The sequence below is a fragment of the Streptomyces sp. F63 genome (assembly GCF_018070345.1).
Taxonomy (GTDB): Bacteria; Actinomycetota; Actinomycetes; order Streptomycetales; family Streptomycetaceae; genus Streptomyces.
In genome coordinates this window covers 100,139-120,788 of the sequence record NZ_JAGPXX010000018.1, presented here as the reverse complement: position 1 = coordinate 120,788, position 20,650 = coordinate 100,139, and the positions used below count along the sequence as shown (strand labels likewise).

Here is a 20,650-nt window from a genome sequence, read left to right as displayed (position 1 = left end):
CCCCCGCCCCGCCCCCGCCCCGGCCCCGGCCCCGGCCCGGCCCCGGCCCGCGGGCCTTCCGGTTCCCGCCGCACCCGCCCCGCCCGTGGCGCCGGGACAGGGGACCGGGCGCGGGCGCCGGGGAGGGAATCCCCCGCCGCAGCGGTGCCGGCCCACGGCCCGCCGCCGGGTTCCTGACGACCTGCCGGCCTGAGGGCCCTGCGGTCCGCGTGTGCCGCTGACGGTGCGGATGCCCGGCCACTGCCACGGCCGGTGCCACTGCCAGGCCGGTACCGGTGCCACGGCCGGTACCGGTGCCACGGCCGGATGCGGGTGCCCCCTCCGGTGCCGGTGCCGGTGCCGCACGGGCGGAGCGCGGTGCGCACTCGCCGATGGCGGCCGCGCGGCCCGCACATCCCGGGTCGGCCGGGCGCACGCCGGCGCCTCGGCGACACCCGGCACGGACCGGCCCGGAAGACCTCACGCGCCGCGCGAACCGCCCGTTCCCCGGCCGTTCCATGATCGAGCAATCGTCCGAATTGCCCGAATTGTTACTCACTAAATCGTGATCATTCGCTAAAGACTCCCCCGAATGCTGCCGAAGGACCAGGTGTCCCCCACGGGACGAAGCCCCCGGCTCACCCCCCATACCGAGCCCTTCCCCCGCACTCCCCAGCAGGAGGCCTGGTGTCCGTTCTTCTCGAGCAGCCCGCAAGCCTGGTCGCCTACCGTCCGAACAAGCCGACGGCCATGGTCGTCGTCGCCGACCCCCGTGTCCGCTCCACCGTCACCCGCCATCTCTGGGCGCTCGGAGTCCGGGACGTCATCGAGGCCTCCTCGATCGCGGAGGCCCGCCCGCGGGTCGCCAATCCCCGGGACATCTGCGTCGCCGACGTCCACCTCCCCGACGGCTCCGGTCTCACCCTCCTCTCCGAGACCCGCGCCGCGGGCTGGCCCAACGGCCTCGCCCTCTCCGCCGCCGACGACATCGGCGCCGTCCGCAACGCCCTCGCCGGCGGCGTCAAGGGGTACGTCGTCACCGGCACCCGCACCAACCTCGGCATCCCGGGCCGACCGGGCGCCGTGCCCGTCGGCGCGGCCGCGGCCCGGATGCACCGCCGGCCGCCGGGCGCCCCCGGCCACCCGGGCAGCGGCTACCGGGAGCTGTCCGGCCGCGAGGTCGAGGTGCTCCGGCTCGTCGCCGAGGGCCAGTCCAACAAGGCGATCGGCGTCTCCATGGGGCTCTCCGCCCTGACCGTCAAGAGCCATCTCGCCCGGATCGCGCGCAAGCTGGGCACCGGCGACCGCGCCGGCATGGTGGCCGTCGCCCTGCGCACCGGCATCATCCACTGACCCCCCTCCACACCCCCGCCCCGGCCTCCCCGCGCCCGCCGACGGAACGTTCCGTCGGCGGGCGTCCGCCACTCACGGATACCCTGGTCCGGTGACCGACGCCCAAGAGACCGCAGAAGACCGCACACTGCGCATTCCCGGGGGCGCTCCCCCGGACGCCCCCGTCCACGCCGCGCCGGTTCCGCTACTGGACCCCCGCGAGGGCATCCCCCCGGTGACCGCCGACCCCGCGGAGCTGGAGCGGGTGGCGGCCGCCTTCGCCGCCGGCTCCGGCCCCGTCGCCGTCGACGCCGAGCGGGCCTCGGGCTACCGCTACGGCCAGCGCGCCTACCTCGTGCAGCTGCGCCGCGAGGGGGCCGGAAGCGCCCTGATCGACCCCGTCGGCTGCCCCGATCTCTCCGTGCTCGGCGATGCGCTCGCCGACACGGAATGGGTGCTGCACGCCGCGAGCCAGGACCTGCCCTGCCTCCGGGAGATAGGCATGCGGCCGGCCCGGCTGTTCGACACCGAGCTGGCCGGGCGCCTCGCCGGCTTCGCCCGGGTGGGCCTCGGCGCCATGGTGGAGAAGGTTCTGGGCTTCGCCCTGGAGAAGGGCCACTCCGCCGTCGACTGGTCGACCCGCCCGCTTCCCGAGCCCTGGCTGCGGTACGCGGCGCTCGACGTCGAACTGCTGGTGGATCTGCGGGACGCGCTGGAGAAGGAACTGGACCGGCAGGGCAAGCTCGGCTGGGCCCGCCAGGAGTTCGACGCCATCGCCGCCGCGCCCCCGGCACCGCCACGGAAGGACCCCTGGCGCCGGACCTCGGGCATGCACAAGATCCGCCGACGCCGTCAGATGGCCGTCGTCCGGGAGCTGTGGACGGCCCGGGACCGGATCGCGCAGCGCCGTGACGTCTCGCCCGGCAAGGTGCTGAGCGACGCCGCCATCGTCGAGGCCGCCCTCGCCCTGCCGCAGAACGCCCAGGCGCTCGCCGCCCTGCCGGGTTTCGGGCACCGCATGGGGCGCAAGCAGCTTGAGCAGTGGCAGGCCGCGGTGGACCGGGCCCGCGCGCTGCCCGACGCGGAGCTGCCGCAGCCCGGGCAGGCCGTGACCGGGCCGCCGCCACCACGCTCCTGGGCCGACAAGGACCCGGCCGCGGCGGCGCGGCTGTCGGCCGCACGGGCGGCGGTGACCGCGCTGGCGGAGAGCCTGAACCTCCCGCAGGAGAATCTGGTCACCCCCGACACGGTGCGCCGGATCTGCTGGGAGCCGCCGGCCGAGCCGACTCCCGAGGCGGTCGCCGGGACCCTCGCCGGCCACGGCGCCCGGCCCTGGCAGATCGAGCTGACCGCGCCGCTGCTGGCGGGCGCGTTGTCGGCCGCGCCGCCGGAGTAGCCCGGCCGCGCCGCCGTGCTCCGCGGCACGCCTCGCGGTGGGGCGGCGCGCGGGGCCCTCCCGGCGTGTGATCTCCGCCGCTCCGGCGGGCAGGGGTGGGCAGCCTGGTTACCCGCAAGTAGCATGGCGGGAGTCCGCCGTCCCCGCACGGCGGTGTGAGCCGCCGTCGCAGGCAGCCCCGCAGTGCCCGTTACGCATCAGGAGGAGAGCCAACGTGCCTCGTACCGCTAGGGATGTCGTCTTCGTCGACGGCGTCCGCACCCCGTTCGGCAAGGCGGGCCCGAAGGGCATCTACCACGAGACCCGGGCCGACGATCTCGTCGTCAAGTGCATCCGGGAGCTGCTGCGCCGCAACCCGGACCTGCCGCCGGAGCGCATCGACGAGGTCGCCCTCGCCGCCACCACCCAGATCGGCGACCAGGGCCTGACCCTGGGCCGCACCGCCGCCCTGCTGTCCGGCCTGCCCCGGTCGGTGCCCGGCTACTCGATCGACCGGATGTGCGCCGGCGCGATGACCGCCGTCACCACCACCGCCGGCGGCATCGCCTTCGGCGGGTACGACATCGCGATCGCGGGCGGTGTCGAGCACATGGGCCGCCACCCGATGGGTGAGGGCGTCGACCCCAACCCGCGCTTCGTCTCCGAGAAGCTCGTCGACCAGTCCGCCCTCTCCATGGGCATGACGGCCGAGAACCTGCACGACCGGCTGCCGCACATCACCAAGCAGCGCGTCGACGAGTACGCGGCCCGCAGCCAGGAGAAGGCCGCCAAGGCCTACGCCGACGGCAACATCCAGGCCGACCTGGTGCCCGTCTCCGTCCGCCGTACCAACGCCGAGGCCGGCGAGACCGGCTGGGGCCTGGCGACCGCCGACGAGCCGATGCGGCCGGGCACGACCGTGGAGATGCTGGCGGGCCTCAAGACCCCGTTCCGCCCGCACGGCCGGGTGACCGCGGGCAACGCCGCCGGTCTCAACGACGGCGCCACCGCCTCGCTGATCGCCGCCGAGGACGTGGCCCGGGAGCTGGGCCTGCCGGTGAAGATGCGCATGGTGTCCTACTCCTTCGCGGGCGTGGAGCCGGAGGTCATGGGCATCGGCCCGGTGCCCGCCACCGAGAAGGCGCTGGCCAAGGCCGGGCTGTCGATCGGCGACATCGGCCTCTTCGAGATCAACGAGGCCTTCGCGGTCCAGGTGCTCTCGCTCCTGGACCACTACGGCATCGCGGACGACGACCCGCGCGTCAACCAGTACGGCGGCGCCATCGCCTTCGGCCACCCGCTGGCCTCCTCCGGCGTCCGGCTGATGACGCAGCTCGCCCGCCAGTTCGAGCAGCAGCCGCACGTCCGCTACGGCCTGACCACCATGTGCATCGGCTTCGGCATGGGCGGCACCGTGATCTGGGAGAACCCGCACTTCGACGGAGGCAACAAGTGAGCACGACCGCTGAACTGCTCAAGGGAGCGGCCGAGCTGTTCCCCGACGAGGTCGTGACGCAGGCGCACGTGCGCCACCTCGACCTCCCCCAGGGCGCCGGGCGCTTCGCCCTCATCACCCTGGACAACGGTCTGGACCACACCAAGCCGACCACCATCGGCCCGCAGTCGCTGGCGAACCTCAACGCCGCCCTCGACCAGGTCGAGAAGGAGGCCGCCGCCGGCGAGATCAAGGGCGTCGGTGTCACCGGCAAGCCGTTCATCTTCGCCGTCGGCGCCGACCTCAAGGGCGTCGAGCTGCTGAAGCGCCGGGAGGACGCGTTCGCCATCGGCAAGGGCGGCCACGACGTCTTCAAGCGGCTCTCCGGCCTCTCCGTGCCCACCTTCGCCTACTACAACGGCGCCTCGATGGGCGGCGGTGTCGAGATCGGTCTGCACTGCTCCTACCGCACCGTCTCCACCGCCATCCCGGCCTTCTCCCTCCCCGAGGTCTTCCTCGGGCTGGTCCCGGGCTGGGGCGGCTGCGCACTGCTGCCGAACCTCATCGGCGCCGACCGCGCGGTCAAGGTGATCATCGAGAACTCGCTCAACCAGAACAAGCAGCTCAAGGGCAAGCAGGTCTACGAGCTCGGGATCGCCGACGCGATCTTCGAGGGCGCGGACTTCCTGGAGCAGTCGCTGATCTGGACCGCGTCCGTGCTGAACGGGCAGCTGGAGGTCATCCGGCCCGACGTCGACCGCGGCGAGGGCTGGGACCAGGCCGTCGCGCGCGGCAAGGCGTTCGCCGACGGCAAGGTGCACGGTGCGGCCCCGGCCGCGTACCGGGCGCTGGACATCATCGCCAAGGTCAAGGACGGCGACCTGGGCGCCGGCTTCGCCGCCGAGGACGAGGCCCTCGCCGACCTGATCATGGGCGGCGAGCTGCGCAGCGGCATCTACGCCTTCAACCTGGTGCAGAAGCGCGCCAAGCGCCCGGCCGGCGCCCCGGACAAGGCGCTGGCCCGGCCGGTCTCCAAGGTGGGCGTGGTCGGCGCGGGCCTGATGGCCTCGCAGCTCGCGCTGCTGTTCGCCCGCCGTCTGGAGGTGCCGGTCGTGCTGACCGACATCGACCAGGCGCGGATCGACAAGGGCGTGGGCTACGTCCACGAGGAGATCGACAAGCTGCTGCTCAAGGGCCGCGTCAACCAGGACAAGGCGAACCGCCTCAAGGCCCTGGTCACCGGCTCCCTCGACAAGGCCGCCGCCTTCGGCGACGCGGACTTCGTCATCGAGGCCGTCTTCGAGGAGATGGGCGTCAAGCAGCAGGTGTTCGCCGAGGTCGAGGCGGTCGTCCCGGAGACCGCGATCCTCGCCACCAACACCTCCTCGCTGTCCGTCAGCGAGATGGCGTCGAAGCTGAAGCACCCGGAGCGGGTCGTCGGCTTCCACTTCTTCAACCCGGTCGCCGTGCTGCCGCTGCTGGAGATCGTCCGCGGCGAGCGCACCGACGACGCCTCGCTGGCCACGGCCTTCGCCGTCGCCAAGAAGCTGAAGAAGACCGCCGTGCTGGTGAAGGACGCCCCGGCGTTCGTCGTCAACCGCATCCTCACCCGCTTCATGGGCGAGATCCAGAACGTCATCGACGAGGGCACCCCGGTCGAGACCGCGGAGAAGGCCATCGAGCCGCTCGGTCTGCCGATGTCCCCGCTGGTGCTGCTGGAGCTCGTCGGCCCGGCGATCGGCCTGCACGTCTCCGAGACGCTGAACCGCGCCTTCCCGGAGCGGTTCACGGTCTCCGCGAACCTGGCCGCCGTCGTCAAGGCCGGCAAGCGCGGCTTCTACGTCTACGACTCCGGCAAGCCGGAGCTGGACCCGGAGGTCGCCGCGCTGCTGCAGCAGGGCGACACCGTCCTCACCGAGGAGCAGGTCCGCGACCGGGTGCTCGACGCCGTCGCGCAGGAGATCGGCCTGATGCTGGAGGAGGGTGTCGTCGCCGAGGCGCAGGACATCGACCTCTGCCTGATCACCGGCGCCGGCTGGCCCTTCCACCTGGGCGGCATCACGCCGTACCTGGACCGCGAGGGCGTCTCGGAGCGGGTCAACGGCAAGCGTTTCCTGGCCCCCGGGGTGGCCAGCGTTCCGGCGTGACCGGTGCGCGGTGACGCGGTGACGCGGTGACGCGGTGACGCGGTGACGCGCCACGGTGCGTGAGCGGCGGGCCGGGCAGGAGGATCCCTCCTGCCCGGCCCGTTCGCCGTGGTCGCCGCTTCTCCCGGCGCGGCGGCCGGCGGCTGGTCCGGCGCCCCCGGGCGGACGGCTCGGGGCCGACGGCCGGGGCGGGCGGTGCCGGGCGGACGGTCTCTTCCCGCGGGCCGTGGGGTGGCCCCCAGCGGCCCGCGGGAAGAGACCGTCCGGCGGCCCGGTTCGCGGCCCGGCCGACGGCGGGGCGTGAGAACTGTGCCCCCCAGGGCGGGAGTTGCCCATATGCTGCCCGGCAGCAGAACCATCCGCAGCGGGCCGGCCGCCTCCCCCCACCCGACCCATCCGCCCCGTCCCACGGGCGCCGTATCGGAGGAGGCCCCCGGCCATGACGCACAGCACCGCGGACACCGGCGCGCAGGACGCCCAGCACGAAGACGGCCCGGGCCGGCCCGGTGACGGGGAGAAGCCGGGGCGCGGGCGCCGGTCCGGACGCCGCCTCCGGCCGGCCGTCCTCGTCCCGCTGACCCTGCTGGCCCTCCTGCTCGCCCTGGGCGGCACCGGCTGGTGGCTGTACCGCGACCTCGACGCGAATCTGGCACACGTCGACATCGACAGGGCCCTCGGTGACGACCGCCCGGAGAAGCTGCCGACGAGCGGCCGCAACATCCTGGTGCTCGGCTCCGACTCACGGGCCGGGGAGAACGCCGCCCTCGACGCGGGCAAGGCCCCCGGAGCCCGCTCCGACACCGCTCTCGTGGTCCACATACCCGAGGGGCGCAGCCGGGCCACGGCGGTGAGCATCCCCCGCGACACCCTGGTGACCCGCCCCGAGTGCGGCACCCCCTCGGGCCGGACCCTCCCCGAGGCCGGCCGCGTGATGTTCAACTCGGTCTACGCCCAGGCGGGACCGGCCTGCGTGGTGAAAACGGTCGAGCGGATGTCCGGAATCCGCATGGACCACTACATGGAGATCGACTTCGCCGGGTTCCGGGACCTCGTGGACGCCCTGGGCGGTGTCACCATCACCACCGACCGCGCCATCGACGACAAGGCGACCGGCCTCCGGCTCGGCGCGGGCACCCACCGGCTGGACGGCGAGGAGGCGCTGCGGTTCGTCCGCACCCGGCACGGTATCGGGGACGGCAGCGACCTCGGGCGCATCGGGCTGCAGCAGCAGTTCCTGACGGCGCTGCTCACGGAGATCAAGCAGCAGGAGATCCTGACCAGCCCGGCCAAGCTCTACCGGATCGCGGACGCGGCCACCGCCTCCCTGACCACGGACACCGCCATCGGCTCGCTGACCGGCCTCGCGGACTTCGGCCGGAGCCTGCAGGGCATCGACCCGGCCGCCATGGAGACGATCACGCTGCCCGTGATCCAGGACGAACGGGATCCCAACCGTGTGGTGCCCGTGCAGCCCCGAGCGGAGGAGCTGTGGAAGGCCCTGCGGACCGGCGCGGCCGTGCCGGACACCGCCAAGCGGTCCCCCGTCAACGGGAGTTCCACGGGCTGAGCCGCTGGCCGCGCGCGGCGGCAGGCGGCAGCGGGCGCTCACGGTCCGGACGCCTCCGCTCCCCCGGACCGAGCGCCGTACGCGACTCCCGCAGACGGCCGGTACGGCCGCCCGGACCAGCCCGTCCGAGCCCTCCGGACCCGGGCCTCCGGCAGCCGGTCCGGTATCCGGCACCCGGCTCGGCCCGCTCTGCGGCGGCCCCGCACCGATGGAGCGCGTGCCCGCGCCGCAGAGGGTACTCACGGCCGGCCACCCCAGACACACGCCGCACGCGACTCCCCGCGCACGGCCGGTACGGCCGGTACGGCCGCTCGGACCCGCCCCCCCGTCCGAGAGTCCGCCCCCGTCCGTGCGTCCGGCCTTGCGCGCCCGGCAGCTCTCGGCCCGGCCGGTCAGTAGTCGTATTCCGCCGGGGGCTCCTCGTCCCAGAAGCCGGGCGGGTCGTCCTCCCCGGCCGGGGACGGCGGGGTCTTTCCGGTGGACGCCGCAGTGTCCGCGGAAGCGGAAGCGGAAGCGGAAGCGGAAGCGGAAGCGGGAGCCGGAGCCGGAGCGGGTGGTGCCGCCGCCGGTCCCGCCGCGGGTACCGCGGCCCCCGCCCCGGCCCCCGCTCCCGGTGCGGCGGTCGCGGCTGCCTCCGGAGCCGCTCCCGGGTCTTCGGCGAGCAGATCCAGGATCTGCTGCCCGTACTTGGCCAGCTTGTTCTCGCCGACGCCGCTCACGGTGCCCAGCGCGGCCAGGCTTTCCGGTGCCGCCGTCGCGATACCGCGGAGCGTCGCGTCGTGGAAGATCACATACGCGGGCACGCCCTGCTCCTTGGCCGTGGCGGCCCGCCAGGCGCGCAGCCGCTCGAAGACCGGCACCGCCTCCTCGGGCAGATCCGCGGGCGCGGCGGCGGCCCGCCGCCCGGAGGAGGTGGTCTTCGCCGCCCTGGCGGCGGCCGGTCGCTCCGGCTCCCGCCGCAGCCGGACCTCGCGGCGCCCGCCCAGCACCTCCCCGCTGGTGCCGGTCAGGACGAGCGTGCCGTAGTCGCCCTCGACGGCGAGCAGGCCCTGCGCGAGCAGCTGGCGCACCACGCCCCGCCACTCGGCCTCGCTCAGCTCGGTGCCGATGCCGAACACCGACAGGGTGTCGTGGTCGTGCTGGATGACCTTGGCCGTCTTCCGGCCGAGCAGGATGTCCACGATCTGTCCCGCGCCGAACTTCTGCCGCCGCTCCCGCTGCAGCCGGACGACGGTGGACAGGACCTTCTGGGCCGGGACCGTGCCGTCCACGGACTCGGGCGGGGTGAGGCAGGTGTCGCAGTTGCCGCAGGGGCCGCTCTTCTCACCGAAGTAGTCCAGCAGGAAGACGCGGCGGCACCCGGCCGTCTCGCAGAGCGCGAGCATCGCGTCGACGTGGGCCCGCAGCATCCGGCGGTGCGCCTCGTCCCCCTCGGAGGTGTCGATCATCTTGCGCTGCTGGACGACGTCCTGGAGGCCGTAGGCCAGCCAGGCCGTGGACGGCAGGCCGTCCCGGCCGGCGCGGCCCGTCTCCTGGTAGTACCCCTCGACGGACTTGGGCAGGTCGAGGTGGGCCACGAAGCGCACATCGGGCTTGTCGATGCCCATGCCGAAGGCGATCGTGGCGACCACCACCACGCCGTCCTCCCGCAGGAAGCGCGCCTGGTTGGCCGCGCGGACCCCGGCGTCCAGCCCGGCGTGGTACGGCACGGCCTCGATGCCGTTGCGCACCAGGAACCCGGCGGTCTTCTCCACGGAGGCCCGGGAGAGGCAGTAGACGATGCCCGCGTCACCGGCGTGCTCGGCGCGCAGCAGGTGCAGCAACTGCTTCTTGGGGTCGTTCTTGGGCGCGATGCGGTACTGGATGTTGGGGCGGTCGAAGCTCGCCACGAAGTGCCGGGCGCTCCGGAGGGCGAGCCGGTCCGCGATCTCACCGTGGGTGGCCTCGGTGGCCGTCGCGGTGAGCGCGATGCGCGGAACGTCCGGCCAGCGCTCGTGCAGTGCGGAGAGGGCCAGGTAGTCGGGGCGGAAGTCGTGGCCCCACTGGGCGACGCAGTGCGCCTCGTCGATGGCGAAGAGGGAGACGGTGCCGCGGTCGAGCAGGCTCATGGTGGCCTCGCCGCGCAGCCGCTCCGGCGCCAGGTAGAGCAGGTCGAGCTCGCCGGCGAGGAACTCGGCCTCCACCAGGCGCCGTTCGTCCAGGTCCTGGGTGGAGTTGAGGAACCCGGCCCGCACGCCGAGGGCCCGCAGGGCGTCCACCTGGTCCTGCATCAGGGCGATCAGCGGCGAGACGACGACCCCGGTGCCCGGCCGCACCAGCGCGGGGATCTGGTAGCAGAGCGACTTCCCGCCGCCGGTCGGCATCAGCACGAGGGCGTCACCGCCCGCGACCACATGGTCGATGATCTCCTGCTGCGGCCCCCGGAAGGAGTCGTAGCCGAAGACCTTGCGCAGGACGCGCAGCGCCTCGCTGCCGTCGTCGCCGCTGTCGGGACGGAAGGTGTCGCCGGTGCCGGTGGTGTCGTCGAGGGCGGTCATCCGGGCAGTCTACGAGGACGGCCGGGGCCGCCGCGGGGCCTGTGGACAACCCGGGATCTCCCGGGTGGCGCGTGGCACGTGTCCGGCTTCCCGGGGTGCGGCGGCCGGAGCCCTCGGGCGGCACCGCGTCCGGCCCGGCGACTCCCGCGCGGACGCGCGCGGGTTGCCGCGGGTCCTCGGGCGGCCTGTCCGGCGGCGAGCTGCCGAGCCCCGCCGGGCGCGGCGCGTCCGGCCCGCGTCCCCGCGCGGACGGGCCCCGCGCAACACTGGGGGCATGACTCCCGCACTGGTCGTCGTGGACGCCGCCAACGTCGTCGGATCCGTACCGGACGGCTGGTGGCGCGACCGCCGGGCCGCCGCCGAACGGCTGCGCGACGCCCTGGCCGGATACGGGCGGGACGGTCTGCCGGAGGCGGCGGGCCTGCCGCCCTGGACGGCCGCGCCGCCGCCGGAGGTGGTGCTCGTCGTGGAGGGAGCGGCCCGGGGGCTGCCGTCGGTGCCGGGGGTGCGGGTCGAGTCCGCCCCGGGCAGCGGGGACGACCGGATCGTGGACCTGGTGGCCGAAGAGGCCCCGGCGTCCTCCGGGCGGCCCTGCCTGGTGGTGACGGCGGACCGGGGACTGCGCCGCCGGGTCACCGCCCTGGGCGCGGTCTGCGCCGGACCGCGCACGGTCCGCCCGGCGGCCGGCGGCAGCTCCGGGCGGGACGGCCGGACGCGGCCGGAACGGCCGACGGGTGCCACGGGAGCGCGGGGGACGGACGGCCTCACCGGGCGGGGTGACGCGCCCGGCGCGTAGCCGTCTCCACCGTCCCGGGCGGGGGCGGGGCGCGGGACTGGGTCCTCCCCGCGGACCGCCCGGGTTCCGGCGTGCCGGCGCCCGGCCGGAGAGCCGGTCCCGTCCGGCAGCTTGCCGGTCCCGTCCGCGGTGGTGGTCACCGGCATGGCTGTCCCTCTCCTCCGGGGCCCCCGTCGCCGTGCCCGTATGGCCGGCGGTGAGCACCTTTGCCGCGAAGGCATACGATGTTGCCCATGACGCAAAACGAGGGTGAGCTGGAGAGCCTGGTGCGCAAGAGGATCCGCGCCCTCCGGGTCGCGCAGGGCTGGTCCCTGGAGGACCTGGCCGTGCGCGCCCGGGTCAGCCAGTCCACCCTCTCGCGCCTGGAGAACGGGCAGCGCCGTCTCGCGCTGGACCAGCTCGTCACCCTCGCGCGGGCCCTGGACACCTCCGTCGACCAGCTCGTCGCGACCGGCGCAGAGGACGTCGTGACCAACCCGGTGATCGACAGCGCCCACGGGCAGAAGCGCTGGACGCTCAAGGCCGACCCCGGGATGACGGTCGTGCGCCAGCGCCTGACGAACCCGCCGCCGGACAACCCCGCCCGGATGCGCGCCCACCCCGGCCGAGAATGGCTGGTCGTCCTCTCCGGCACCGCGGTCCTGATGCTGGGCGACCGGCGCTTCCGCGTCGAGACCGACCAGGCCGCCGAGTTCCCCACGATGCTCCCGCACGCCATCGGCGCCGAGGGCGGACCGTGCGAGATCCTGGGCGTCTTCGACCGCGACGCCCGCCGCGGCCACCAGCGCGGCGGGGACACGGGTGACGGCCGGCCCGCCCCGTGACACACCGGGCGGGCCGCTTGCGCGTCCGGCAGTTCTTCCGGCCATCGTCTTGCGCACCCCGGGATCCATGGTGCCGGTACGGCACGACCGGTCCAGCATCGCTGTCATGACCCACACATCTCCGCGCACCGACCACGATCCCGCCCACGCCCACGCCCACCACACTCACCGCCCTTCTCCGCACGAGCGGGACGCCGACGACATGGCCGACTTCCTCGACCTGGAGGCGGACGTGCTCGCCGGGCACCTGGCCTCCGTCACCGCATCGCTGCCCGTCGAGACGGATCCGCGCCACGTGGTGGACCTCGGGTGCGGAACCGGGGCCGGCACCTTCGCCCTGCTCGCCCGCTTCCCCCGGGCCACCGTGACCGCCGTCGACGCGTCGGCCCCCCATCTGCACCGCCTGCGGGAGCGGGCCGGGGCGGAGGGGGTCGCCGGCCGGGTGCGGACCGTGCGCGCCGATCTCGACGCGGACTGGCCCGGCCTCGGCCGGCCCGGGCTGGTGTGGGCGTCGGCGTCGCTGCACCACCTGGCCGATCCCGACCGCGCCCTGCGCGCGGTCCGCGAACTGCTCGCGCCCGGTGGGCTGTTCGCCCTCGTCGAACTCGACGGCTCCCCCCGCTTCCTGCCCGAGGACGCTCCCGGGGGCCGGCCGGGCCTGGAGGAGCGCTGCCACGCCGCCCTCGCGCACCGCCACGCCGAGCACATGCCGCACCGCGGCGCCGACTGGGGCCCCCGGCTGGCAGCCGCCGGCTTCACCGTCGAGGACGAACGCACCGTGTCCGTGCACGTGGACGGCTCCCGCAGCGGCGCGGTCGGCCCCTACGCGCTCAGCAGCCTCGGCCGCCTGCGCGCCGGCGCCGCCGACGCCCTGGACGCCGGGGACCTCGCCGCCCTCGACCGTCTGCTCGACCCCACTGGTCCGCAGAGCCTCCTGCGCCGCGGCGACCTCGCCGTCCGCACCGCACGGACCGTGTGGGCCGCACGCCGCAGCTGATGTGCCGTCATGCGGCGGCGACGCGGCACGGCACCGGCCTCGCCCGCGCTCCCGCCGGCCGGGGCCGGTTGCCCCGGCGCTCAGCCGCCCGCGCCGCCCGGGGTGCCCGCGCCGCCCGGGGCGTCCTCGCGCAGCACGTACAGCACCGCCCCGTCCACCCGCTCCACCGGCTCGTAGCGCTCCCGCAGCAGCTCCCGGAGGTCCGGGACGCGGGCGGGGCGGTACGGCTTGCCCCGGGAGTCGTCCACGATCACCTCGGGGGGATTCGCGGCCAGTTCGCGGCGGAAGACCGGCCAGCTCCCCGGAACACCGTGGCGCGGGCCCACCTGGCGGCCGTCCTCCCGGCCGCCGCTGTAGTTGGTGAGCAGCCCGGCCGTCAGATAGCGGGTGGCGGGCATCCGGCCGGCGAACCAGTACTGCTCGGGGTGCATCCCCCAGAACAGCACCCGGTCGGCCGGGTCGGTGCGCCGCTCCACCCGCTCGGCCAGCCGCCGGGCGTGGTCGGGCTCCCCGCCGGGCGCGAGCAGCCCCCAGCCGGCGAACACCAGGCAGGACGCGGCCGAGACGAGGACGGCGCCGCGCGTCCACGGCCGGGGCAGCCGCCGCAGGGCAGCCGTGCCGAGCAGCACCAGCGGCGGGATGAGCTGGAGGTAGTAGTGGCCGAAGAAGTGGAACCCGGTGGCGACGGCGAGCACCGAGGAGGCGGTCCACACCCACAGATCGCCCGTGACGGCGCCGGCGCGGTCCGCACGGCGGCGCAGGACGGCCGCCAGCGGCACGAGCAGCCCGGCGCAGGCCGCGGCCAGCAGCCCCGCGTTGCCCGCCGCGCGGGCCAGGACGTGCAGCACGGAGCCGTCCGGGGAGGCGTAGCCGGCCGAGCCCGTCACCGTCCAGAAGAGGAAACCGCGGGGGTCGGTGAGAAGGGCCGCCGCGACGACGGGGGCCGCGGCGGCGCCCGCCAGCCGCAGCAGGGCCCGCGGCCGCTCCGCCGGGACGCCGTGCCGCCACAGCAGCCACAGGACGGGCAGCAGCACCGCCGCCCCGGTCTGCTTGGTGAGAGCGGCCACCGCCACCATCAGTCCGGCGGTGCCCCACCGGGCGCGGTCCGCCGACCACACCGCGGCGGCGGTCGCGGGCAGCATGAAGACGCCGAAGGAGGCCGCCTGGGTGTCCTCGGGGTTGAGGCCGATGGAGACCAGGGCGTACAGCACACCGGCGGTGCGCCCGGCGGCGTCGCCCCAGCGGCGGCGGGCGAGGGAGGCGAGGAGCACCGCCGTCAGCACCTGGGCGAGGACGGCGAGGACACGCAGCGGCCACAGCGAGTCGTCGCCGAAGAGGGCGAAGGCGCCCTGGTAGAGCCACGGCATCAGCGGCGGCTTGCGGTCGACGACCGTCTCGTAGAGCGATCCGCCCGCGGCGAGCATCCGCGCCTGGACGGCGAGATAGCCCTCGTCCGGGTTCCACAGCGGGCGGAGGAAGGACGGCAGCCGGGCGAGCAGGACCAGCGCCGCGAGGAGCGGCACCAGCCGCACCCAGTACCGCCGCCGGCCGGAGGGCCGGGGCGCCGCGCCCGCTCCGGCCGGTTGCGCGGGGAGGGGCGCCGGCGCGCCCCGGCGGGACGGGGCGCCGGCGGGTACGGAGCGGAAGGACTCGGCGGGCATGGGTCATAACCTGACGTGCCGCCCGGCCCGAAGTCCAGCGGTTCCGGCCCGGGAGCGGGCTACCGGCCGGCGCCCGTGACGTACTTGGCGGTGTACTGCTGGGCGATCTCCCGTTGTTCGCGCTCCATCCAGGCGGCGGCCACGAGCACGCCGGGCAGCATCGCCCGTTCGGTGGTCACCGCGCGGAACAGGCGCGACACGGTCACGTCGTGGTCCGGGCGGTGCACGACGGCGATGTGATCGCCCGCGCCGATGTCGCCCGCCTCGATGACGCGGAGCATGGCTCCGGGGGACGCGGCGCGCGTGAAGCGGCGGACCCAGCCCTTCTCGTCGAGCCAGCCGGCGAAGGTGCGGCAGGGGATGCGGCCGCCGGTGACCTCCAGGACGGTGCCGGGGCCGACCCGCCACCGTTCTCCGACCAGCGCGTGGCGGAGGTCCATGCCGAGGACAGTCAGGTTCTCGCCGAAGGAGCCGTTGCCCAGCTCCCGGTCCAGCTCCCGCTGCCAGTCGTCCAGGTCTTCCCGGGCGAAGGCGTACACGGCGCGGTCGGCGCCACCGTGGAAGCGCAGGTCGCAGACCGCGTCACCGCTGACTCCGCTGCCCGCGAGGCCGGGTGGCCCCGCCGGGTCCACCCGGACCGGCCCGTCCACGGGCTGCTTGTCGATTCCCGTCGCGCCGCCCGGGGCGTCCGTGTACGGCACCGCGCGGGCCCGGCCGACGTTAACGCTCAGCACGGAGCCGTGCGAGCCGTTCACGCGTCGGACCGGCGCGTGGCCGGCTCGGGTCCCGCGGCCGACCCGTGCCGGGGGGTGAAGGGACAGCGCCACTGCGCGTCCGTCCGCATCCCCGAGTACTGACGCGCCTCGGACGCCTCGCCGAATTCGGCGAGGTTCGGGTTGATCGAACCCTGCAGGCGCATGTCGCGCTCACGGATGCGGCGCTGGAGACCTCCGTAGACGCCGTTCTCCACCAGCCGGCGGAACTGGTGGTGCGAGTTGAACGCCATCGCGGGGAACGGGAAGCGCCGGGTGATCCTGGAAGCGTTCTCGTGCAGGCCCACGATGAAGAACGGGTGCCCGGCCACGCTGAAACCGAACTTCGGGGAGTCCGGATCCGCGTCCGCGCCCTCCGCCCAGGCGAAGCCGCGGTCGGCGTCGAACGCGTGCAGGTCGCTCAGCTGCCGCCACAGCAGTGCGTGGAAGTCGTGCTCCGGGAGTCCTGACGGGCCCTCGAAGACGGCGACGATGGTGGCGAAGTTCTGCTCGTCGTCGAGGTCGCGCGAGACGAACTCGGTGAGGGCGCCGTGGAGCGCGGCCGTCGCGCTCCCGGTGCCCATGACCCCCACCTGGACGTGGCGCAGGCTGTCGCGGCGCAGGGCCGACTTGGCCCCCAGGCAGGAGAACTCCTCGCTCTCGATCCAGGCCGCCAACTGGTCACGGACGGGTATGGCTGTCATGAAACCTCTCCCTCTGGCGTATCGGCCGGCATGCTGTGCTGTGCTGTGCCTTGCTGTGCAGTGCTGATCCGCTGTTCCGCCGATCGGCTCTTCGGTGGGCCGCTCGTCCCGTCGGCACCGCGCTCCCCTTCAGCACGGCACGATGCGGGCCGCCACGCACCGTGCGTCGCCCCCCGTCAGGAGGTCCGACGGCCGCAGGCGCCAACCGCGTTCGCGCATCGCGCCGCTGACCCGGAGGGCGACGAGCGAGTCCCCGCCGCGGGCCAGGAAGTCGTCGCCGGGGCCGAAGTCCGGGGCGCGGAGCAGTCCGCGTACCAGTTCGAGGAGGAGGGTGAGCTCCGCCGTCCCGTCCGTCGTGCCGGCGCCGGCCGCGGGCGCCGTGGCAGGCGTGGGCGCGTCGTCCGCGGGCGCGGGGGCCTTCTGCTCGGTGGCCTCCGGAGCGGAGGCCGCGTACTCCTCCGCGAGCGCCGCGGCCACGGCACGGCGGTCGATCTTGCCGGAGGTGGTCAGCGGAAGCGTGTCACGGACGCGTATCAGGCCGGGGACCAGGTGGGAGGGCAGGCGTCCGCGCAGGTCCTCGCGGATCCGCTCGGCCGTCGGGCCACCCGCGGCCACCGAGAGCGCGGCGGCCAGGATGCGTCCGCCGGTCCCGGTCCCGTCGTCGAGGGCCACCGCGGCGGCCGCGGTGACACCCGGCGTGGCGGTCAAGTGGCGGTCCACCTCGTCGAGTTCGATCCGGTGGCCGCGGACCTTGACCTGATGGTCGAGGCGGCCGAGGAACTCCAGCGTGCCGTCCCGATGGCGCACGACCAGGTCACCGGTGCGGTACACCCGGGCGTCGGCCGCCGTGGCGAACGGGTCCGGGCGGAAGCGCTCGGCCGTGCGCACCGGGTCGCCGAGGTACCCGTCGGCGAGCGGGCTGCCGCCGACCCAGAGCTCGCCGGGGCTTCCGGCCTCGGCCGGACGCCGGTCGGTGTCGAGGACGTGAAGCCGGCGGTTGCCCACCGGGCCGCCGATGGGCAGGCCGGCCGTGGCCGGGACGGGCTCGTCCGGCCGCAGGACGAAGGCCGTGCAGGTCACCACCGTCTCGGTCGGCCCGTAGCCGTTGACCAGCGTGCAGTGGCCGAACGGTCCGTTCCGGTGCACGTGGGCGTCCCGCGTGCCCGCCGCCTCGCCGCCGATCACGACGGTGCGCACGCCGTCGAAGGAGAGACCGGCGCCCTGCGGCCCCTGCATCTGGGCGCAGACCAGACGCCAGTAGGCGGTGGGAAGCTGGAGCACCGACACCCCCAGGCCGCGTACCCGGTGGGCGAGCTCCGCCGGGCTCAGGGCGCGGTCCGCGGAGTCCAGGAAGGCCACCGTGCCGCCGGCGGCGAGCGTCGGCCAGATCTCCTCCTGGGCGACGTCGAAACCGAGCCCCGCGAACTGGAGCACCGTGTCGGTGTCGCGCAGTTCGAGGAGGCCGCCGATGCCGGTGGTGTGCTCGGCCAGGGCGTCCTGCCCGACGAGCACCCCCTTGGGGGCGCCGGTCGAACCCGAGGTGTAGATGACGTAGGCCGCCCGGTCCCCGGGGCGGCCGGTCACCGGACGGGCGGAGGGGGCCGTGCCCGTGAGCGCCCGGGGGCCGTCGGCGTCGACCACGGCACGCGCTCCCGAACAGCTCAGCAGCCGGTCGCGGTACGCGTCGGGGGCCGCGGCGTCCATGGGCAGGAAGGCGGCGCCGGCGTGCCAGCACGCCAGCATGGCGACGACGGCGCCGGGGCCGGAGGGCAGCCGCAGACCGACGACGTCCCCGACGCCGACTCCGAGCGCGGACAGTCTGGCGGCGGTCTTCCGCGCGCGCTCCCGCAACTCGGCGTAGGTGACGGCCTCATGGGCGGTCCGCAGGGCGACGCGCCCGCGGACCGCCGGGTCCGGGTGCCCGGCCGTCGCGGCGATCCGGTCGGCCACCCACCGGGGGGAGGCGGTGGCGGCAGGAGGACGGGTGATGCTGGTGGAGGTCATCGGATACCTGACTCGGTGGGAAGGTTCGGACGGTCATCGGCGGCCGGGGTGTCCGCGGCCGGTACCGGCCGCAGCCGCCGGCCACCGGCCAGGGCGACCACGAAGCCGGCGCCGCCGCAGAGGGCCGCGAAGGCGTAGGCGGCCGGCGCACCCCGGAAGTCCGCGAGGTGGCCGCTCGCCGAGGAGCCGATCGACACCCCGAGCCAGAGCGCCGTGGACTGCCAGGCCAGCGCCTCCGTGCGGTGGGAGGCGGGCACTCCGTCCACGACCAGCATCATGGCGACGATCAGGGCCGGACAGGAGCTCGACCCGGCGAGCAGGAGCACGAGGCCGGCCCCGGCGAAGGTGTCGACCACGAGCATCGGCAGGATCCCGACCGCCATGACCAGGGTCGAGACCCACAGGATCCGCGGCAGCGGAGCCGGCCACTCCCGCGCGCCGTACACCACTCCCGCCACCGAGCTGCCGATCGCGTAGATCCCCAGCAGGACCCCCGCCATGAAGGGCTGCTGCTTCTCGCCGGAGAAGGCCACGGTGGCGATGTCGATCGAGCCCCACATGCCGCCGAAACACAGGTTCAGTGCCGCCACGACAGCGACCGGCCCCAGGAACAGGGCGCTCCTCCCCACCCTGGGGCCGGGCTTGAGCTGCGGCTCCGTGCGCCGGCTGAGCGAGAGCAGGACGCTGCCGGCGCACACCAGGACCAGCGCACTGACGAGGCCCGCGGCCGGGCTCACCCCGACGGCGAGCGAGGTCGCGATGACCGGGCCGACGATGAAGACGAGCTCGTCGACCAGGGACTCCAGTGCGAAGGCCGTCCCCTTCAGGGAGGAGCCGTCCAGCAGACCGCTCCAGCGCGCCCGCACCATCGAGCCGAACGCGGGGGTCGCCGCACCCGTCAGGGCCGCCGTGGCGAACAGAATCCACAGCGGCGCCCCCTCGCTCAGCGTGCTCACGACGAACGCGCCGCCGCTGACCGCGCACAGCACCGCGCAGGAGAGCAGCACCTTGCGCTGCCCCACCCGGTCGGCCACGCGGGCCAGTTGCGGTGCGGCCACCGCGTACCCGACCGCGGAGGCGGCCGACAGCGCGCCCGCGGTGCCGTAGTCGCCCCGCGTCGCGGAGACGAAGAGCAGGATGCTGATGCCGGTCATGCCCAGCGGGAACCGGGCGAGCATTCCGGGGAGGAAGAACCCCCACGCTCCCGGGGTCGACAGGACCGTGCGGTAGCGCGCGAACCCCGCGGTCATCGCTTCAGCTCGGCCACGAAGTCCGCGAGCAGGCGCGTGAGCGCCTCCGTCTCCTCGAAGTGGACGGCGTGGCCGGCGTCGAGGTCGTGCGTCTCCAGATCGGGATGGCTCCGGAGGAAGGCGCGCACGCGGTCGTTGTCGACCAGCTTGTCCCGGGTGCCGAACACCGCCCGCACCGGCAGCGGCCCGATGCGTGCGTAGTCCGTCTCCGACGTGACGGCGATGGCCTCCCAGGCGTCGAGCGTGCCGGCCGTCACGTGGGAGAGCTTCAGCTTGTCGTCCTCGATGGCCGCGAGCCACTCCTCGCGGTCGGTGAAGTCGGCCGGGCGCAGCGGCACCCTGATGAAGGGGCGCGTCGCCTCGACGGTGATGCCGAGCTCCTCGACGGCCTCCAGGGCGGCGTCGGTCGAGCGGTCCAGCACGTCGGAGTAGCGGTCGTTGAAGAAGAAGCCGGGGCAGACCATGAGCAGGCTCGTCAGGACGCCGCGGCCGGCGAGCCGGGCCGCGGCCACCGTCGCCACCTGGGCGCCGAAGCACCAGCCGGCCAGGTGGATGCGGGTTCCGGGGCGGGCTTCCGCGAGGCTGCCCAGCAGCAGCTCGATGTCCCGGACGGCCAGGTCGCCGTCCGGGATGTGTCCGCGCACGGCGTTGAGTCCCGAGCCGCGCAGGTCGACGGCGAGGAAGGCGACGTCGTCACCGAGTTCGGCGAGCCGGGCGCCGAGCGGCGCCTGCCAGCCCGCGTGACTCATGCCCCCGTGCAGCATCACCACGAGATCCGCGGCGGTCTCGGCGCCCCAGAGCCGGTAGTGCGTGACGTAGCCGTCCGGCTGCTCGAAGGTGTGGACGCCTTCCAGGGTGGTCTGAACTATCACTGCTGCTCCCTCTTCCGGGTCGCCGGGATGTCCTCGGTGCACGCGAGCGCCTCGACCTCGACGCGCAGTGCGGGCGTGGCCAGTGCGGCCACCGTCATGACGGTCATGCAGGGGCGCAGGTCGCCCAGCCACTCGCCCAGCCGCCGGCGCCGGCGCTGGAGATCGACCTCGCCGGCGAAGTAGAACGTCAGCTTGACCAGGTCCTCGTGGCGCATCCCGGCCGCTTCCAGGTTGGCCGTGATGTTGTCCAGCGCGATGCCGAGCTGCTCGACGGGGTCCTCGGGGAGCTCGCCGCCGGGGGCCATGCCGATCTGGCCGGAGATCACCAGCCAGCGGACCGGGCCGGTGATCTCGGCCTGGTGCGAGTAGGCGGCGAGGGGCGCCGCGATTCCCTGGGGGTTTCGGAAGGTGTTCACGG

General features: G+C 74.8%; 15 protein-coding genes and 1 pseudogene. 8 read left to right on the top strand and 8 right to left on the bottom strand.

Annotated elements, in window-relative coordinates; genetic code table 11:
• Positions 1-666: 666 nt before the first annotated feature.
• The 5 genes from KBZ10_RS19115 to KBZ10_RS19095 all read left to right on the top strand — a co-directional run bounded on the left by KBZ10_RS19115 (position 667) and on the right by KBZ10_RS19095 (position 7,835).
• Positions 667-1,332, top strand: coding sequence for a response regulator transcription factor (locus tag KBZ10_RS19115; RefSeq protein WP_210988877.1), 666 nt, complete (start codon positions 667-669; stop codon positions 1,330-1,332).
• Positions 1,333-1,423: 91 nt separating this feature from the next.
• The gene (locus KBZ10_RS19110) at positions 1,424-2,707 is read left to right on the top strand and encodes a ribonuclease D (RefSeq protein ID WP_210988876.1); all 1,284 of its coding nucleotides are present in this window, start codon (positions 1,424-1,426) and stop codon (positions 2,705-2,707) included.
• A 214-nt stretch (positions 2,708-2,921) separates the two neighbouring features.
• On the top strand, positions 2,922-4,142 hold the full coding sequence (locus tag KBZ10_RS19105) for an acetyl-CoA C-acyltransferase (RefSeq protein WP_210988875.1): 1,221 nt from the start codon (positions 2,922-2,924) through the stop codon (positions 4,140-4,142).
• Positions 4,139-6,268 carry a 3-hydroxyacyl-CoA dehydrogenase NAD-binding domain-containing protein gene (locus KBZ10_RS19100; RefSeq protein ID WP_210988874.1) on the top strand — a complete coding sequence of 710 codons (2,130 nt, stop codon included), beginning with the start codon at positions 4,139-4,141 and terminating at the stop codon, positions 6,266-6,268. Before KBZ10_RS19105 ends, KBZ10_RS19100 begins: the two co-directional genes overlap by 4 nt.
• A gap of 439 nt (positions 6,269-6,707) precedes the next feature.
• On the top strand, positions 6,708-7,835 hold the full coding sequence (locus KBZ10_RS19095; RefSeq protein ID WP_210988873.1) for an LCP family protein: 1,128 nt from the start codon (positions 6,708-6,710) through the stop codon (positions 7,833-7,835).
• A 392-nt stretch (positions 7,836-8,227) separates the two neighbouring features.
• Here KBZ10_RS19095 and recQ read toward each other — a convergent pair whose 3' ends face one another.
• Positions 8,228-10,372, bottom strand: coding sequence for a DNA helicase RecQ (gene recQ, locus KBZ10_RS19090; RefSeq protein WP_210988872.1), 2,145 nt, complete (start codon positions 10,370-10,372; stop codon positions 8,228-8,230).
• A gap of 274 nt (positions 10,373-10,646) precedes the next feature.
• Between recQ and KBZ10_RS19085 the strand changes: the two are divergent.
• The 3 genes and pseudogenes from KBZ10_RS19085 to KBZ10_RS19075 form a co-directional block, all read left to right on the top strand.
• Positions 10,647-11,051: pseudogene (locus tag KBZ10_RS19085) on the top strand (NTP pyrophosphohydrolase); the annotation flags it as partial.
• A gap of 341 nt (positions 11,052-11,392) precedes the next feature.
• Positions 11,393-11,992 (top strand): helix-turn-helix domain-containing protein, encoded by a 600-nt coding sequence (locus KBZ10_RS19080; protein ID WP_210988871.1) that lies wholly within the window; start codon positions 11,393-11,395, stop codon positions 11,990-11,992.
• A gap of 106 nt (positions 11,993-12,098) precedes the next feature.
• Positions 12,099-12,989, top strand: a complete 891-nt coding sequence (locus tag KBZ10_RS19075) for a class I SAM-dependent methyltransferase (RefSeq protein ID WP_210988870.1) — start codon at positions 12,099-12,101, stop codon at positions 12,987-12,989.
• A gap of 80 nt (positions 12,990-13,069) precedes the next feature.
• Here KBZ10_RS19075 and KBZ10_RS19070 read toward each other — a convergent pair whose 3' ends face one another.
• From KBZ10_RS19070 to KBZ10_RS19040, 7 genes are all read right to left on the bottom strand, one after another.
• A complete protein-coding gene (locus KBZ10_RS19070; protein WP_210988869.1) occupies positions 13,070-14,650 on the bottom strand; it encodes a glycosyltransferase family 39 protein in 1,581 nt (526 codons plus the stop codon).
• A 59-nt stretch (positions 14,651-14,709) separates the two neighbouring features.
• Entirely contained in the window at positions 14,710-15,405 is a 696-nt protein-coding gene (locus KBZ10_RS19065) for an MOSC domain-containing protein (protein ID WP_210988868.1), read from the bottom strand.
• Complete coding sequence (gntA, locus tag KBZ10_RS19060; protein ID WP_210988867.1) at positions 15,402-16,106, bottom strand: guanitoxin biosynthesis heme-dependent pre-guanitoxin N-hydroxylase GntA; 705 nt, start codon at positions 16,104-16,106, stop codon at positions 15,402-15,404. The genes KBZ10_RS19065 and gntA overlap by 4 nt, the downstream gene beginning before the upstream one ends.
• Before the next feature lie 129 nt (positions 16,107-16,235).
• On the bottom strand, positions 16,236-18,110 hold the full coding sequence (locus tag KBZ10_RS19055; RefSeq protein ID WP_210988866.1) for a non-ribosomal peptide synthetase: 1,875 nt from the start codon (positions 18,108-18,110) through the stop codon (positions 16,236-16,238).
• Positions 18,107-19,360, bottom strand: a complete 1,254-nt coding sequence (locus KBZ10_RS19050; RefSeq protein WP_210988865.1) for an MFS transporter — start codon at positions 19,358-19,360, stop codon at positions 18,107-18,109. The genes KBZ10_RS19055 and KBZ10_RS19050 overlap by 4 nt, the downstream gene beginning before the upstream one ends.
• Complete coding sequence (locus KBZ10_RS19045; RefSeq protein ID WP_210988864.1) at positions 19,357-20,232, bottom strand: alpha/beta hydrolase; 876 nt, start codon at positions 20,230-20,232, stop codon at positions 19,357-19,359. The genes KBZ10_RS19050 and KBZ10_RS19045 overlap by 4 nt, the downstream gene beginning before the upstream one ends.
• Positions 20,229-20,648: a RidA family protein gene (locus KBZ10_RS19040; protein ID WP_210988863.1), complete on the bottom strand. Its 420-nt coding sequence runs from the start codon at positions 20,646-20,648 to the stop codon at positions 20,229-20,231. The genes KBZ10_RS19045 and KBZ10_RS19040 overlap by 4 nt, the downstream gene beginning before the upstream one ends.
• Between the last annotated feature and the right edge of the window lie 2 nt (positions 20,649-20,650).